The 13,899-nt window shown below is 67.7% G+C and carries 13 protein-coding genes; 5 read left to right on the top strand and 8 right to left on the bottom strand.

From position 1 onward, the window contains the following. Positions 1-177 precede the first annotated feature (177 nt). On the bottom strand, positions 178-1,185 hold the full coding sequence (locus tag GPX89_RS04345; RefSeq protein ID WP_157355252.1) for a 3-isopropylmalate dehydrogenase: 1,008 nt from the start codon (positions 1,183-1,185) through the stop codon (positions 178-180). Between the two features lie 116 nt (positions 1,186-1,301). Continuing rightward, positions 1,302-1,613: a hypothetical protein gene (locus tag GPX89_RS04340; RefSeq protein ID WP_157355251.1), complete on the bottom strand. Its 312-nt coding sequence runs from the start codon at positions 1,611-1,613 to the stop codon at positions 1,302-1,304. Between the two features lie 60 nt (positions 1,614-1,673). Here GPX89_RS04340 and GPX89_RS04335 point away from each other — a divergent pair, with 60 nt between their 5' ends. Further along, entirely contained in the window at positions 1,674-1,934 is a 261-nt protein-coding gene (locus GPX89_RS04335; RefSeq protein WP_157355250.1) for a hypothetical protein, read from the top strand. A gap of 9 nt (positions 1,935-1,943) precedes the next feature. Next, positions 1,944-2,186, top strand: coding sequence for a hypothetical protein (locus GPX89_RS04330; protein ID WP_157355249.1), 243 nt, complete (start codon positions 1,944-1,946; stop codon positions 2,184-2,186). Between the two features lie 266 nt (positions 2,187-2,452). Here the strand turns inward: GPX89_RS04330 and serA are convergent, their stop codons facing one another. The 4 genes from serA to GPX89_RS04310 all read right to left on the bottom strand — a co-directional run bounded on the left by serA (position 2,453) and on the right by GPX89_RS04310 (position 6,651). After that, positions 2,453-4,051, bottom strand: a complete 1,599-nt coding sequence (serA, locus tag GPX89_RS04325; RefSeq protein ID WP_328601497.1) for a phosphoglycerate dehydrogenase — start codon at positions 4,049-4,051, stop codon at positions 2,453-2,455. A 235-nt stretch (positions 4,052-4,286) separates the two neighbouring features. Beyond that, on the bottom strand, positions 4,287-4,688 hold the full coding sequence (locus tag GPX89_RS04320) for a globin domain-containing protein (RefSeq protein WP_157355248.1): 402 nt from the start codon (positions 4,686-4,688) through the stop codon (positions 4,287-4,289). Between the two features lie 53 nt (positions 4,689-4,741). Continuing rightward, the gene (locus GPX89_RS04315; protein WP_157355247.1) at positions 4,742-5,473 is read right to left on the bottom strand and encodes a DivIVA domain-containing protein; all 732 of its coding nucleotides are present in this window, start codon (positions 5,471-5,473) and stop codon (positions 4,742-4,744) included. Next, positions 5,464-6,651, bottom strand: a complete 1,188-nt coding sequence (locus GPX89_RS04310; RefSeq protein WP_157355246.1) for a globin domain-containing protein — start codon at positions 6,649-6,651, stop codon at positions 5,464-5,466. The genes GPX89_RS04315 and GPX89_RS04310 overlap by 10 nt, the downstream gene beginning before the upstream one ends. Before the next feature lie 649 nt (positions 6,652-7,300). Between GPX89_RS04310 and GPX89_RS04305 the strand changes: the two genes are divergently transcribed. Beyond that, on the top strand, positions 7,301-8,104 hold the full coding sequence (locus tag GPX89_RS04305) for a nucleotidyltransferase domain-containing protein (RefSeq protein WP_157355245.1): 804 nt from the start codon (positions 7,301-7,303) through the stop codon (positions 8,102-8,104). A 76-nt stretch (positions 8,105-8,180) separates the two neighbouring features. On the opposite strand, the gene GPX89_RS04300 is transcribed toward GPX89_RS04305, so the two are convergent. Together GPX89_RS04300 and GPX89_RS04295 are read right to left on the bottom strand one after the other, a co-directional pair. After that, complete coding sequence (locus tag GPX89_RS04300) at positions 8,181-8,399, bottom strand: cold-shock protein (protein WP_157355244.1); 219 nt, start codon at positions 8,397-8,399, stop codon at positions 8,181-8,183. A gap of 492 nt (positions 8,400-8,891) precedes the next feature. Beyond that, positions 8,892-10,937 carry an ATP-binding protein gene (locus GPX89_RS04295; RefSeq protein ID WP_157355243.1) on the bottom strand — a complete coding sequence of 682 codons (2,046 nt, stop codon included), beginning with the start codon at positions 10,935-10,937 and terminating at the stop codon, positions 8,892-8,894. 296 nt (positions 10,938-11,233) lie between these two features. On the opposite strand from GPX89_RS04295, the gene GPX89_RS04290 reads away from it, so the two are divergent. Continuing rightward, complete coding sequence (locus tag GPX89_RS04290) at positions 11,234-12,337, top strand: heparan-alpha-glucosaminide N-acetyltransferase domain-containing protein (protein ID WP_157355242.1); 1,104 nt, start codon at positions 11,234-11,236, stop codon at positions 12,335-12,337. A 472-nt stretch (positions 12,338-12,809) separates the two neighbouring features. Beyond that, the gene (locus GPX89_RS04285) at positions 12,810-13,820 is read left to right on the top strand and encodes an MBL fold metallo-hydrolase (protein ID WP_157355241.1); all 1,011 of its coding nucleotides are present in this window, start codon (positions 12,810-12,812) and stop codon (positions 13,818-13,820) included. Positions 13,821-13,899: the final 79 nt, after the last annotated feature.

Genomic DNA, 13,899 nt, shown 5'->3' with positions numbered 1-13,899 from the left:
AGGATGGCATTTCGGGGGCCGGGAGGGAACGCACGAAGGGTGCGAATCGGTCGGGTTTCGATCACTCGGGCGCTGGTACGTACCAGTGAATCACCTTGTCGCCGTCGATATTCGGCCACTGATATAGATCAGCCCCCGTCCCCGCGAGCGCGGGAACGGGGGCTTGACCGTAGGGTCTTACAGCGAGGCGGCGATCCGGTCGCCGATCTCGACGGTGGAGGCGGCGCCCGAGCGCTGCGCCAGATCCTTGGCCACGGCGGCCTCGATGCGCGCGGCCTCCTCGGCCTTGCCCAGGTGGTTCAGCAGCAGCGACACCGACAGGATCGCGGCGGTCGGGTCGGCCTTGGACTGGCCCGCGATGTCGGGGGCCGAACCGTGGACCGGCTCGAACATCGACGGGTTGGTGCCCGAGGCGTCGATATTGCCGGAGGCGGCCAGGCCGATGCCACCGGAGACGGCGGCGGCCAGGTCGGTGATGATGTCGCCGAACAGGTTGTCGGTGACGATCACGTCGAAGCGGCCCGGGTCGGTGACCATGTGGATGGTGGCGGCATCGATGTGCTGGTAGGCGGTTTCGATATCCGGGTACTCCGCGCCGACCTCGGCGACGGTGCGCGACCACAGCGAACCGGCGAAGGCCAGCACGTTGTTCTTGTGCACCAGGGTCAGGTGCTTGCGGCGCTTCCGGGCGGTCTCGAAGGCGTAGCGGACTACGCGCTCGACGCCGAAGCGGGTGTTGGTGGAGACCTCGGTGGCGACCTCGTGCGGGGTGTTCACCCGGATCGCGCCGCCGGTGCCGGTGTAGGGGCCCTCGGTGCCCTCGCGCACGACCACGAAATCGATGTCCGGGTTGGCGGCGAGCGGGCTGGTGACACCCGGGTACAGCTTGGACGGGCGCAGGTTCACGTGGTGATCCAGCTCGAAGCGGGTGCGCAGCAGCAGGCCGCGCTCGAGCAGGCCGGACTGCACCGACGGGTCGCCGATGGCGCCGAGCAGGATGGCGTCGTGCTGCTTGAGCTCCGGAATCACAGTGTCCGGGAGGATCTCGCCGGTGGCATGGAACCGCTTGGCTCCCAGGTCGTATTCGGTCTTCTCGACACCGGGCACCACCACGTCGAGCACCTTGAGCGCCTCGGCGATGACCTCGGGACCGATACCGTCGCCCGGAATGACAGCCAGTTTCATGAAATCCATGCTCCGTTTCGAATGATCCGCTCCGCCTGGCCGGAGAGTCCACGGCCACCATAGCCGGTGCCCCCACAACCCCCTTCACCAGGGCGAATCGCTCCCAACCAGTGGGATCAGCCGACGATTCCGGCCTTGCGGCACTCCTGCCGCACCTTCAGCGAGAAGCTGTCCTGCTGGTCGGCCACCGTGCGGCACCACTCCCGCGCCCGCTCCCCGCAGGCGCGCTGCTGCTGGCCGCCCATGGTTCCGGCGGAAAGCACTGCGACGCAGCCGTTCTCGGAGCGAGAGTAGTCGGGCCGATGATCCAGCAGCGCCCACGCCACCACACCCGCCACCACCAGCGCGACCACGACGGCCGCGCCGATCAACAGATTCCGCCGCTCCCCCGAGGTGAGCGGCTCGGTAGGCGGCGTCTTTCCACGCATCCCCCAATAATCGGCGAGATTCCCGCCCGATTCACCCATATTGGGCGCGACAATCAACAGATGACGGCGTCGTACCCGCTCCACTCGACCGTCCACTGTGTGGTCACCGGCCATGGAGCCCACTGGGTTTCGGTCCGCACCGCCTCCGGCCGCTCCGGCACCATCGACTGCGACCTCCTCCACGACCGCCCGGGTCCCTGTCGCGGCGACGACTGGCCCCGCATCGGCGACCACCTCACCTGCACCGTCCTCGGCTACACCCGAAACGGCCTGATCCGCTTCGGGATCGGCGCGGAATCGGAGCGTCACCCGCACCGGTAGGGTCGGTGAATGTTCGATAATCTCCGACTCGAGCGCAAACTCGCGCGCCTGGAACGCAAGATCGATCTCATCCTCGAACACCTCGGTATCGACGCTCCCGACAAGATCACCGACTACACCGAGATCGACAACCTCCTCAGCCGCGGCAAGAAGATCCACGCCATCAAGCTCTACCGAGACCTGGACCCCACCGCCAGCCTGGTAGAAGCCAAGGACGCCATCGAATCCCGCCCCGGCGGCCGCTCCCGCTGATCCCGATCCACTGACTGGCACACGAGCGAGGGGTTTTTCCGTTCCCCCTCGCTCGTCTGCCACTCAACGTTCGTGTCTCGCGGCACGCTGGCATGCCGACGCGGCCGGGCCTCGAGCGCGGGCTTCCCGCCCGGTCGACCTCTCCTTGATCCAGGCCGTTCCGAACGGGTGCGGGCCGGAACCGGACGCTTCCTCGTGAACCGGCCGACCCCGGAAAGCACTGCGCCCCTTCCCGTTCAACGGGAAGGGGCGCGCGTCTGCCTGGATCAGCTCAGGTCGACCTGGGCGACCTTGGCCGCGCCGACGGCCTCGGCGATGGCGGTCTGGACCTCGGCCGGGACGTCCTTGTTGACGCGGAGGATGACGGTCGCACCCTCCTTGTCCAGGTCCTGGGTCATCTGGGCGGCCTGGATGTCGATGCCGGCGTCGCCGAGCTTGGAGGCCAGGCGGCCGAGCTGGCCCGGCTTGTCCTCGTAGTTGAGGACGGCCAGGTTCAGGCCCTCGGCGCGCATGTCGTAGTTGCGGCCGTTGATGTTGACGATCTTCTCGACCTGCGAGGGCTCGGTCAGGGTGCCCGCCACGTTCAGGGTGCGGCCGTCGCCGAACACGGCGCGCAGGTCGACCAGGCTGCGGTGGGTCGGGCTCTCGCTGTGGGTGGTGACCGACGCCTCGAGGCCGCGGTCCTTGGCCAGCGAAGGAGCGTTGACGAAGGTGACCGCGTCCTCGATGAGGGCGGAGAACACCCCGCGCAGCGCCGAGAGCTCCAGCACCGCAACGTCTTCCGAGGACAGTTCGCCGCGCACCTGGACCTCGATCGAGACCGGGAGCTCGCTGGCGAGCGCGCCCAGCAGCGCACCCTGCTTGCGGACGATCTCGAGCCACGGGGCGACGATCTCGTTGACCGCGCCACCGGTGACGTTCACCGCGCCCGGAACGAACTCGCCCGCGAGGGCCAGCTGCACCGACTTGGCGACATCGGTGCCCGCGCGGTCCTGGGCCTCGGCGGTCGAAGCGCCGAGGTGCGGGGTGACGACGACCTGCGGCAGCTCGAACAGCGGGCTGTCGGTCGACGGCTCGGTCTCGAACACGTCGATGCCGGCGGCGCGCACGTGGCCGGAGGTGATGGCGTCGGCCAGGGCCTGCTCGTCGATCAGACCGCCGCGGGCGGCGTTGACGATGATGACGCCCTTCTTGGTCTTGGCCAGGGTCTCCTTGTTCAGCATGCCCTTGGTCTCAGGAGTCTTGGGCAGGTGGATGGAGATGAAGTCGGCCTGCTCGAGCACCTCGTCCAGGCTCATCAGCTCGATGCCCAACTGGGCGGCGCGGGCCGGCGAGGTGTAGGGGTCGTACGCGATGACCTTGGTCTCGAAGGCGGCCAGGCGCTGTGCGAACAGCTGGCCGATGCGGCCCAGGCCGATGACGCCGACGGTCTTGCCGAAGATCTCGACACCGTTGAACTTGCTGCGCTGCCAGGTGTGCTCACGCAGGGTGGCGTCGGCGGCCGGGATCTGACGGGCGGCGGCCAGCAGCAGGGTGACGGCGTGCTCGGCGGCGGTGTGGATGTTGGAGGTCGGCGCGTTCACGACCATGACGCCGCGCTCGGTCGCGGCGGGCACGTCGACATTGTCGAGGCCGACGCCGGCGCGCGCGACGATCTTCAGTTTCTTGCCCGCCTCGAGCACCTCGGCGTCGACGGTGGTGGCCGAACGGACCAGCAGCGCATCGGCTTCCGGCACGGCCGCGAGCAGCTCGGGGCGGTTGGGGCCGTCGACCCAGCGGACCTCGACGCCGGAGCCCAGCGCGTCGACGGTCGACTGGGCGAGCTTGTCGGCGATCAGAACAACAGGACGGCCTGCTTGGCTCACGGTGGGGTACTCCTGAGGAAGGGATCCGGACGGTGCTTAATTCAGTGACTAACGGGCGTCAGCTTAATAGCCAGGAATTCGATGTGTTTTACCGCCTGGTAGGCAACTGCCATCAAAGCTGTGAACTGCGGGTTTCCGGACTCGTATATCTATACGGGCCGGTTGGTCGATTTACTTCCGAATGGGAGAAGCCGGTCCCGCGCTGTGGCACGGAACCGGCTTCCGAGAGCACGACTCAGGCGGCGACTTCGGCCGAGAGCATCAGATCCGCCACCGCGCCGTAGGCCGCGGTCCAGGTCTGCGCGAGTTCCGGCGTCCAGCCGTCACCCAGGAAGTGCTCGAGGGTGGCGAGCAGCGAGGCACCCGCCACCGGGTAGTGGTCGGCGACGACGCCGAGGCGGGCGTGGTGGGCGCCCAGCTGCTGCACGAAAGACGGGTCGTCGGCGAGGGTCTCGACGTTGGTGACGATCCGCGCCAGACCGGCCAGGAAGCGCTCGCGCTGCGGGGCCAGGTCCTCGGCGAACATGCCCCGCACCTCGGGGTGTGCCTCGAACAGGTGGTCGTAGAAGTATTCGACGGCCTCCGGTCCGATGGCGTCGACCTGCTGCCAACTGGACTGCAACGCTTCGATATTCACAGGGATGTCCCCCAATTCCGTTTCTCGCGTGGGCTGTTGCGATTCGCGATGTCTCAGTTCTCGGCCGCGTGTTCCGCGCCGGCGACCGGTAGGCCCGACGGGAACGAATTACCGTGCAGCACACCGATGGCGGCCGACGGCAAGGGCAGCAGCGCAAGCTTGTCCACCTCGACCTCGAGGGTCTGGATCATGGCCTGCAACTGCGACCGCAGCAGTTCGGAGTAGGCGCGCAGCTGCTCGTGGCGCTGGTCCTCCAGCTCCGGGTCCAGGTAGCCCGCGGACCGGGTCGAGCCCGCGGATTCCCTTGCCCGCTGCAGCATTTCACGCTGCTGGGCACGCGCGACCGACATCAGGTCGCGCGCATGGTGTTCGGCTTGTTCGACAATGGCGTCGGCGGAGAGCTGGGCGCGGTTGAGGACGTGGACGGCGCGGGCGCTGATGCCCAGCTCGTCCTTCTCCAGATCGTCCTGCAGCCGCGCGATCTCCCAGTGCGCGTTGGCCAGCTGCTGCTGCAGCTCGGCCACCTCGCCGGCGCTCGCCATGGTCTGCATCTGCATCTGCAGCGCCTCGCTCTTGGCATTGAGCTGCATGTTCTCCCGCTGCAGCCGCGCCAGTTCCGAGGAGTTGCTGGTCAGGGTCAGGTTGCGGTTCTCGCGGGTGAGGCGGACCATCGCGCCGTGCACCTGTTCGAGGAAGCGGTCGACTTCCTCGGCGTCGTACCCCTTGCGGCCCAGCCGCGCGCCCTTGAAGCGGGCGGAACGAATGTCGTCGGGTTTCACGTCCATTGGGCCGCCTCCATCGTGCGCGGGCCGGCGTGGTTCGTACCGCGTGCGGTGGCGGCCGGGCCCGGCGCCTGCCCGAACGTCTCGAATCTGATTGCGTGGCGCGGCATCCCGGCGGTGGCGAGCGCGCTGACGGTGGCCTTCACCATGGCGGGCGAGCCGCACACCAGCGCGGTGGTGCCGGTCAGGTCGCGGCCGCGGGCGGCGACCGCGCCGACGGCGCCTTGCACGCCGTGGAAGCCGGGATCCTCGGAAACCACAGGGGTATAGGAGAACCAAGGGTTCTCGGTGAGCGCGGTGAGGGCCTCGTGGTCGTAGAGGTTCCACGACGTGCGCACGCCGTGCAGCAGCTGGACGCGCGGCACGGGCGAGTGCTGGGCCTCCTGCGTGAAGTGATCGACCAAGGCGCGCAAGGGCGCCAGGCCCGAGCCGCCCGCGATCAGCAGCAGGTTGTCCACCGCGCCCGCGGGGATCTGGAAGGCGGTGCCGACCGGCGAACCCAGCCGGATCTGATCGCCGGGGCGGACCTGACGCGCGAAGGTCGTACTGACCTCACCGCCGTCGACGACCTGGATGTGCAGGTCGAAGGTGCCGTCCGGGCGTGGGGCATTGGCGGGCGAGTAGTAGCGCCACAGCCGCGGCCGCTGCGGGATCTCGACGGCCATCGACTGTCCGGCCGCGTACTCGAACGGCAGGTGCGGGCGCACGGTGTGCACGGTGACATCGATGCTGCGGCGCTCGGTGGCGACGATTTCGGCGTCCCACCAGGCTGGAGTGTTCGAGGCCCCGTCCGCGGCGGCGATCATGATGTCGGCGACGGCGTAGTACGCGTCGGTCCAGGTCTGGGCCAGTTCGTCGGTCCAGCGCGGACCGAGGAAGTGCGCGAGGGTGGCCAGCAGCGAGGCCCCGGCGGCCGGGTAGTGCGCGCCGACCGCGCCGAAGCGGCGGTGGTCACGGCCCAGCTGGGCGACGAATTCCGGGTCGGCGGCCAGGGATTCGACATTGCTGACGATGCGGCCGAGGGCGGCGAAGAACTTCTCGCGCTGGCCGGTCATCCGGATCGGGAACATCTCCCGTACTTCCGGGTGCGCGAGGAACAGGTGCGCGTAGAAGTACTGAACGGCCTCGTCGCCGACTCGATCGACCAGGCGCCAACTGCTCTGCAGTGCCTCGACGTTCATGTGGACACCAACACTCCAACACTCCTCCTGGACACGACCATGTCCGCATCCTCAGTGCGAGTGAGTCATGGACGACTGTCCGGATGACGGCAAACATAGGGCATTGCCGAGGCGGTGTCTAAACGAAAGTGTGGGTCCGAATTTTGGCTAACTTGCAGCAAATTGCGCGTCTGATGTGGGTATTTTCGAGCGGTTGAGACGCCGGTCACAGATAGCCGAAAGCCCGGCGTCGGAGCTACGGAGTCCGAGGCCGGGCTTTCGAAAGTCGAATTACATCGACCGGGGCGCTATCAGCGGCCGAAGGAACCGGTCCACAGGGTGTCGATGATGCCGTGGAAAGCAGCCGAACCGGTGGACAGCAGGCCGTTCAGAGCAGCGGAACCGGTGTCGATGATAACGGGGATCATGAAATACCTCTTCGAGTTTTCGAGCGAACTTTCTGACATGAGGCGTATCGGGCGGTTGTCCAGTGCCGTTACGAGGAATTACGCGATGTGACCGGTGTCACGTATCCGGAATTCTGTGGCCCCGTTCATATGCCTGGCGAATTCCCGCCATATAACGTGCCGATCACGCCCCTATTTCTGGGGGCCCGGCCCGCGGAAAAACGCATGGACCAGCGGGATCCCGGGCACTACCGTCGGCTCCCATGACCCTGCGTTCGATCCCCGCTTCCATGGACCCGGCGGTGGTCGCCACGATCGACGGCGAACTGGACCGGATCGTGCGCGAACACCGCGTCGACGTGCTGCTCGCCATCGAGAGCGGCAGCCGCGCCTGGGGTTTCCCCTCCCCTGACTCGGACTACGACTGCCGTTTCGTCTACCTGCGGCACCTCGACGACTACCTCACGCCCTGGCCCGGGCGCGATGTCATCGAGACCCCATTGGTCGGTCTGCTGGATGTCAACGGCTGGGACCTGCTCAAGGCGCTGCGACTGCTGGTGAACGGCAATGCGGTCCTCATCGAATGGCTGATGTCGCCGATCGTCTATCGAGGTGACGAGCAATTCCGGGACGAATTGCGGGCGCTGGCGGACGAAGTCGCCGACCGCAACCGGGTCGCCCGCCACTACCTCCACCTGGGCCGCCGGCAGTGGCAGTTGTTCGACTCGAATCGGTCGCTGAAAAAGGTGTTCTATTCACTGCGTCCGGCAATGGCATTGCGCTGGCTCCACGAGCATCCGGACAAAGCGGTAGCACCCATGCATTTGCCGACGCTGCTCGACGGATGCGAGCTTCCCGCCGATTTCATCGCGTCCGTCGCGGAATTGACGGAACTGAAGTCACGCACTCGGGAAATGGGATCCGGGGAAGTCCCCGCACCGATAGCGGATTTCATCTCCGTCGAGTTCGAGCGGGCGGCCGTGGAGTTCGTGAAGGACGAGCCCGCGCAGCGGCTACATGCACAGGCTCTATCAACCGAATTCTTCCGCCGCCGCCTGCGGGGTTGAAAGAATCCATCGAGCATCACGCGCAGACGGCCGCCCTACCCGCGGCAGGACGGCCGTCTCCGCGTCTCCGGCAGGGTCAGAGTTCGGCCCCGGCGACGACCCGCACCGCGAGCGCCTCCGGCCCCGGCTTGGTGCCCCGCACCTCGAACGCCACCCGCTGCCCCTCCACCAGCGACCGGAATCCTTCCCCCTCGACCGCGGTGTACTCCACGAACACGTCGGGCCCACCGCCGTCCGGGCTGATGAATCCGAACCCCTTCTCGCTGTCGAACCACTTCACCGTGCCGTGCACCATTACCGAACCTTCTCGAATATGCGTCTGCTCCCACGTCCCCGAACGTGCCGCGACCATGGTGTCACGCCCGCGACCGGCCCGGTCGGCCGCCCGCACCCGCTCCGGCCCATCCCGTGACCGTCGCGCGTCCGAGCGCCTCGTGCCGGGTTATCGAATTACCCACCCGCCACGCATCACTCGCGTCCCACGCGCCGACTCTCATGCGATCACTCACGCCTGAGTGCTCTCCCACACATCTCCCCTGACCGCTCGGCAGCGCCAGATCAAGCTCAAGGAGCGCCGGCCGCGCCGATTCGGACGAAATTCCGCGCTGACAGCTCCCTGATCTTGGTGCCGTACAGGTGGGTTCGACTGCGAGCGTGGGGTGGCGCCCGGGCTGCCGCTGAGTCAGCCCGGGCGCCGGGGCCCGCGTCACGACCGTCGCGACACGAGGGCCGTGCTCGCTTCGGCTCGGCGCTGGCGGTCGGGGCGCGGGTGGTCTGTGCGAGTTCCTCAGCCCGCCCGCATGTCCTGGGCCGGGGCGTCGTCGTCGGAGCCGCGCATGGCGTAGACGCGTTCGAGGAAGTCGCGGTGGGCGCGCAAGGTGGAGTCGAGGAGTTCGCGCCAGGTGCGGCGGTCCACCCGCTGGTCGCTGACCAGGGAGGAGAGCGAGGCCGGGCCCAACTTGTCGATGTGGTCGACGATGAAAGTCAGTCGGCGACGCGGGAACTGGGCGCCGATGCGGGGGTTCTCGTCGAGGAAGTGGTCGAGTTCGTAGAGGTAGTTGACGGCGCGGTTGTACTCCTCGTCGGTGAGGTGGTAGTCCATGCGCTTGATCTCGACGATCCACAGTTCGCCGGAGTCGTGCAGCAGGACGAAATCGGGTTCGCGCTTCGGGCTGCCGATGGTGGTGGTCACCAGCGGGGTGCCGAATTTCTGTGCGTACCAGCGTTCGAAGCTGGCGCGCACGCGCTTGAGGGATTCGTTCATGCCCAGTGGGGTCCACTCGGGGGCGAGCAGCCACGGGGCGGATTCGATCAACTCCTGGAAGGGGCGTTCCAGGGAACGGCGGTCGTCGATGAGGGTGCGCAGCCGGTCCACCACGGCGACGCGTTCGCTGGCGATCTGGCCCAGCGAGTAGATCTCGGCCACCCGCGCCCGCTCGAACAGCGCGACCACGACGTCCAATTCGGGATCGCCCTCCTCCTCGGCGATCTCCTTGAGGGTGTCGAGCAGGCTGCGCTGCGGGCCCAGCGACAGCGCCAGGCGCAGCATGTTCTGGATGTGCGCCGGATCGTCCATGGAGGCACGGTCCTTGTGCGCGACCAGGATTCGCGCGGCGTCGAGGACCGATTCGCGGAACAGGCGGTCGCCGGGGGCGATGGCGTCGAGGGTTTCATGGATGCGGGAGCGCTCCACGAACTCCTCCCAGACCCGGCGGCGAATGGATTTCTCGCCGAGCCGGCCGATCTCCTTGATCAGCGCCCGGCCCCATTGCGCGAGCGCCTCCCCGCGCGGGGAGTTCCAGATGATGTCCTGGCGGTCGGAGCGGACCAGGTCGTCGTCATCGTCGAGCCAGTCCACATTGATCGCGCCGACCAGATAGGAGCGCAGCTTGAATTCGCCGGTGAACCCGGAGGAGATGCCGAAATCCCGTGTCTGGGCGACGATCTTGCCGCGTGCGTAAATGCGCACCCCGGCCATCGCCTCGTCGCGGTAGGGGTGTTTCGAGTAGGCGATCCACCCGGTCAGCGGCAGGAACTGCCGTCCGAAGCGCACCGGCACCCGGCCGACGTCGATCCGGGTCTCCTCCATGACGTCGATGGGCAGCTGGCTGAGAATGAAGCTCTCCCGGCCGATGGCGTTGCGCACCTCCACCCGCCAGTCGGCCCGCTCGATGCCGAAGCGCGCCGCCAGCTGCCGGTTCAGCTCGCTCCCCGAATTCACCCTCTTGCGAAAGAAATTGCGCAGGATGATGGTGGTGCCGCGCTTGGCGGTGAAGGTGCCGTCCAAGGCCCCCGGCTGCGGGAAGTAGTCGCTCTCGGTGTCGGAGAGCATGTCGTCGAGATCCATGATGATGTGGGAGACGTTCCAGCCCAGCGGGGTTCGATCGTCGTCCCGGCTGCCGGCCGTGATCACCTCGATGGTGCGGCAGATCCCGAAGGCGGCCAGTTTCCCGATTCCCTTGCGCCCCATGACCGGCCGCCGCCGCTCCCGGGACAGATCGGAACCGGTGCGCACGCGCCGATCGGATCCGACCATCAGATAGTGCTCGTTGATCTCTTCGGATGTCATTCCGTGACCGTTGTCGGAGACGACGATCTCGTACGCGGGTTCGTCTGCGGCCCGGACGGTTCCGGCCAGCATCGCGCCCCAGGGCAGCACGACCTCCACCTCGGTGGCGTCGGCATCGTAGGAATTCGCGATGAGTTCGGCCAATACCGCCGAAACCCGGTCGTACAGCCGGATACCGAGCTTGTCGATCGCCAGCCGGCTGATGCGCATCGTGTACTTGTGGTCATCGCGTTCGTGCGTGGCCGCATGCACGTCGTTGTACATGGTGGGCCCCCAATTGCCCTCGGGGTAGCCGTCGTTCAGCTACCTCTGAATACGATGCAACGCTGATTGATTAACGAGGGGCTGAACATTCACCCACCACTTCATAACGGTGTAATTCCAGGATTCACCGACCGATAGCCCACGGCAACGGCAAGGTCTCGGTTATCTCTATGAGACCGCATGCACGGCATCGGAACCGACCGGTAGGGAAACTTCGGTTGCCGTCCACGTGCTCGGCGGCGCGGTCGAAGCACGCCTCACGATCCGCTAATGAAGCGGTCGGCACCATGGCGGACATGACGACCGCACTCGCCGCTCCTCCCCGGCTGTCCGCGACCGCGTCCCGCATCGCGGCCATCGACGCCGCCCGCGGGCTCGCGGTCTTGGGGATGATCACCGTGCATGTCGGCGTGCTGCGGGAGCCGGTATGGACCGACCCGGGCAGCTGGCTGTCGGTGGCGTGGGGCCGATCCTCGATCCTGTTCGCGACCCTGGCCGGAGTGTCCATCGCGCTGCTGAGCGGGCGGCAACATCCACCGGCCGGGCCCGAACTGGTCTCGGCGCGATTGCGAATCCTGGTGCGCGCCTTGGTGTTGTTCGCGCTCGGCGGCCTGCTCACCATGCTCGGCAGTGGCATTTCGGTGATCCTGCAGACCTACGCACTGCTCTTCGCGTGCTGCCTGCCGTTCCTGACCTGGTCGCCGCGCCGACTGCTGATCCTGGCAGCCGGGTGGGCGGTCATCGCGCCACCACTGACGGTGTGGTTGGGCCAACTCCTGCCATCCGGCTGCGATCCGACGGCCGCGACGTGCTCCGGCGCGCAGGTGACCGACTTGGCGATCACCGGCGACTACCCGGGCCTGGTGTGGATCACCTTCGCGCTCACCGGACTTGCCCTGGGCCGCTGCGACCTGGCCGCTCGGACGACCCGGGTGCGGCTGCTCGCCGCCGGCGTGCCGATGATGATCTTCGGATACGGCGGAGCGTGGCTGCTGGGCCTGTTCGACACCCCGGATCCGACCGAATGGACCCAATTACGCACGGCCGAGCCGCATTCCGGCTCCACCTTCGAGATCATCGGCTCGCTGGGCTTCGCGCTGACGGTCATCGGCGTCCTGCTGTTCACCGTGGATCGGCTGCGGCCCATACTGTTTCCCATCGTTGCCGTCGGAACCCTCCCGCTGACGGTGTATTCAGCGCATGTCATAGCCGTGCGACTGCTCGGCGACGCAGCGACCGCCCCAACCGGCAATGTCCTACTGGCGATCTTCCTCGCCGTGACCGTCGCAGCATCGGTGGTGTGGGTGCTGACGCTGGGCCGCGGACCGCTGGAGCGCGGCATGTCCTGGATCGTCACCCGGGCCGCGACGGTGCGAGGCGATGCGGTCCCTGTCGGGTGACGGTCCCCGAATTCGACGCCGGGAGAAATGGGACCGACGGTGGCCGCCGGGTGAGGTCCCAAGCTGAAGGATCGTCGAATACGGACCGCGGCGGCACGAGGTGCCGCAGACCCGGGCCCGGCAGACCACATGCTCTGGCAACGCAGCCGTGCGCGCGATGGGGGCTGCGAGCACCGTGCGGCTGCCCGATGACTCAGCCCGGCGGCGATCGGAATCACCATGCGGGCCGTGGTCCTGGCGATCACGGTGCCGGCTTCGACGGTATAGGCGCTCGTCGTCGACCGCAGGCCGCTCGAGCATGGACTGTCCTGGATTGGCGCGGGACCGGCCTCGTGTCGGGGCAGTCAGGTCACTCGTCGCTGGAGCCCATCTCGCCGACCCCGGCCATTGGCTGACGGTTGGGCCGGAAGCGGGCAGAATGCGGGGCGGCGGGCGCGGGATGCCCGCCGCCATGCGAGACAAGGGGATCCGGGTGACCAGTAGTCAGACCATTGCCGCACGTCAGCGCTTCTTCGGTGAGGGCGCCGTGGACCCGGCGACCGGGGCGGTGCGTGAGGATCAGGTGCTGGTGTCCTGGTTCGGGTGTGCCAGTTTCGCGGTGGCCATGGGTGGGGTGGTGTTCCTGCTCGACGCGTGGGTGCCGCGCGGACTGACGTCCGGATACGTGCCGACCACGCCCGCCGAGGTCGCGGCGCTGGCACCGGCGGCGATCTTCATCGGGCACGGGCATTTCGATCACGCCGCGGATGCGGGGGTGATCGCGCGGGACAGCGGCGCGGTCGTGCACGGCACCGCGGAACACTGCGCGACGGTGCGCAAACAGGTGCCCGGCGCCGAATTGTCCTGCAAGGAACTGGGTTCCAGCGCCTCCGCGCCCGGTGAGCGCTACGACTTCGAGCTCTCCCCCGGCCTTTCGGTGACCGCTGTCCGCCACATCCACTCGGCGCGAACCGCTCGCCACGAAGGCCCGGACGCCTCTGATCCGGTGCGCCCCCGCCCGTGCCTGTGCGACATCCGCACCTACCCGCCGAGTCTCGGCGACGCCGGGCACCTGGCGCGCAATCTGCTCGCACCGGAGGGCGGGGTGCTGCTGTACCAGTTCCAGCTCGGCGAGTTCGTGCTGACCTGGCACGATTCCTCCGGCCCGCTCCTGGACAAGGCGCCGCAGGTACTGGAGGTGCTGCGCGAGCTGCCCGCCTCGGACGTGCACATCGGCGCGGTGCAGGGCTTCAACCAGTTCACCAACGGGCTGCGTGATCCGCGCAGCTACGTGGAGGCCCTGCGGCCGAAGGTGTTCGTGCCCAACCATCACGACAACTGGCTGCCGGTCATGACGGCGCGCGGCGAGGTCTTCCGCACGCCGGTGCACGAGGAGCTGGCCCGCATCCCCGAAGCCGAGCGGCCCGAGATCCGGATGCTGTTCGACCGCGACGACTACCTCGCTCCCGGCCGGCTCGCGTTCGACCTGCCGCCGTTGAGCTGAACGCGGCCGACACCGATCGCGGGGAACGTCTCACTCTCCTCCCACTTCACGCGATACGGCCGATCGAGCCGGGCGCGAG

It is taken from the genome of Nocardia terrae (assembly GCF_009760405.1).
Lineage (GTDB): Bacteria > Actinomycetota > Actinomycetes > Mycobacteriales > Mycobacteriaceae > Nocardia > Nocardia terrae.
Note: the sequence above shows the minus strand (reverse complement) of the source record. Positions and strands in the feature narration are given on the sequence as shown.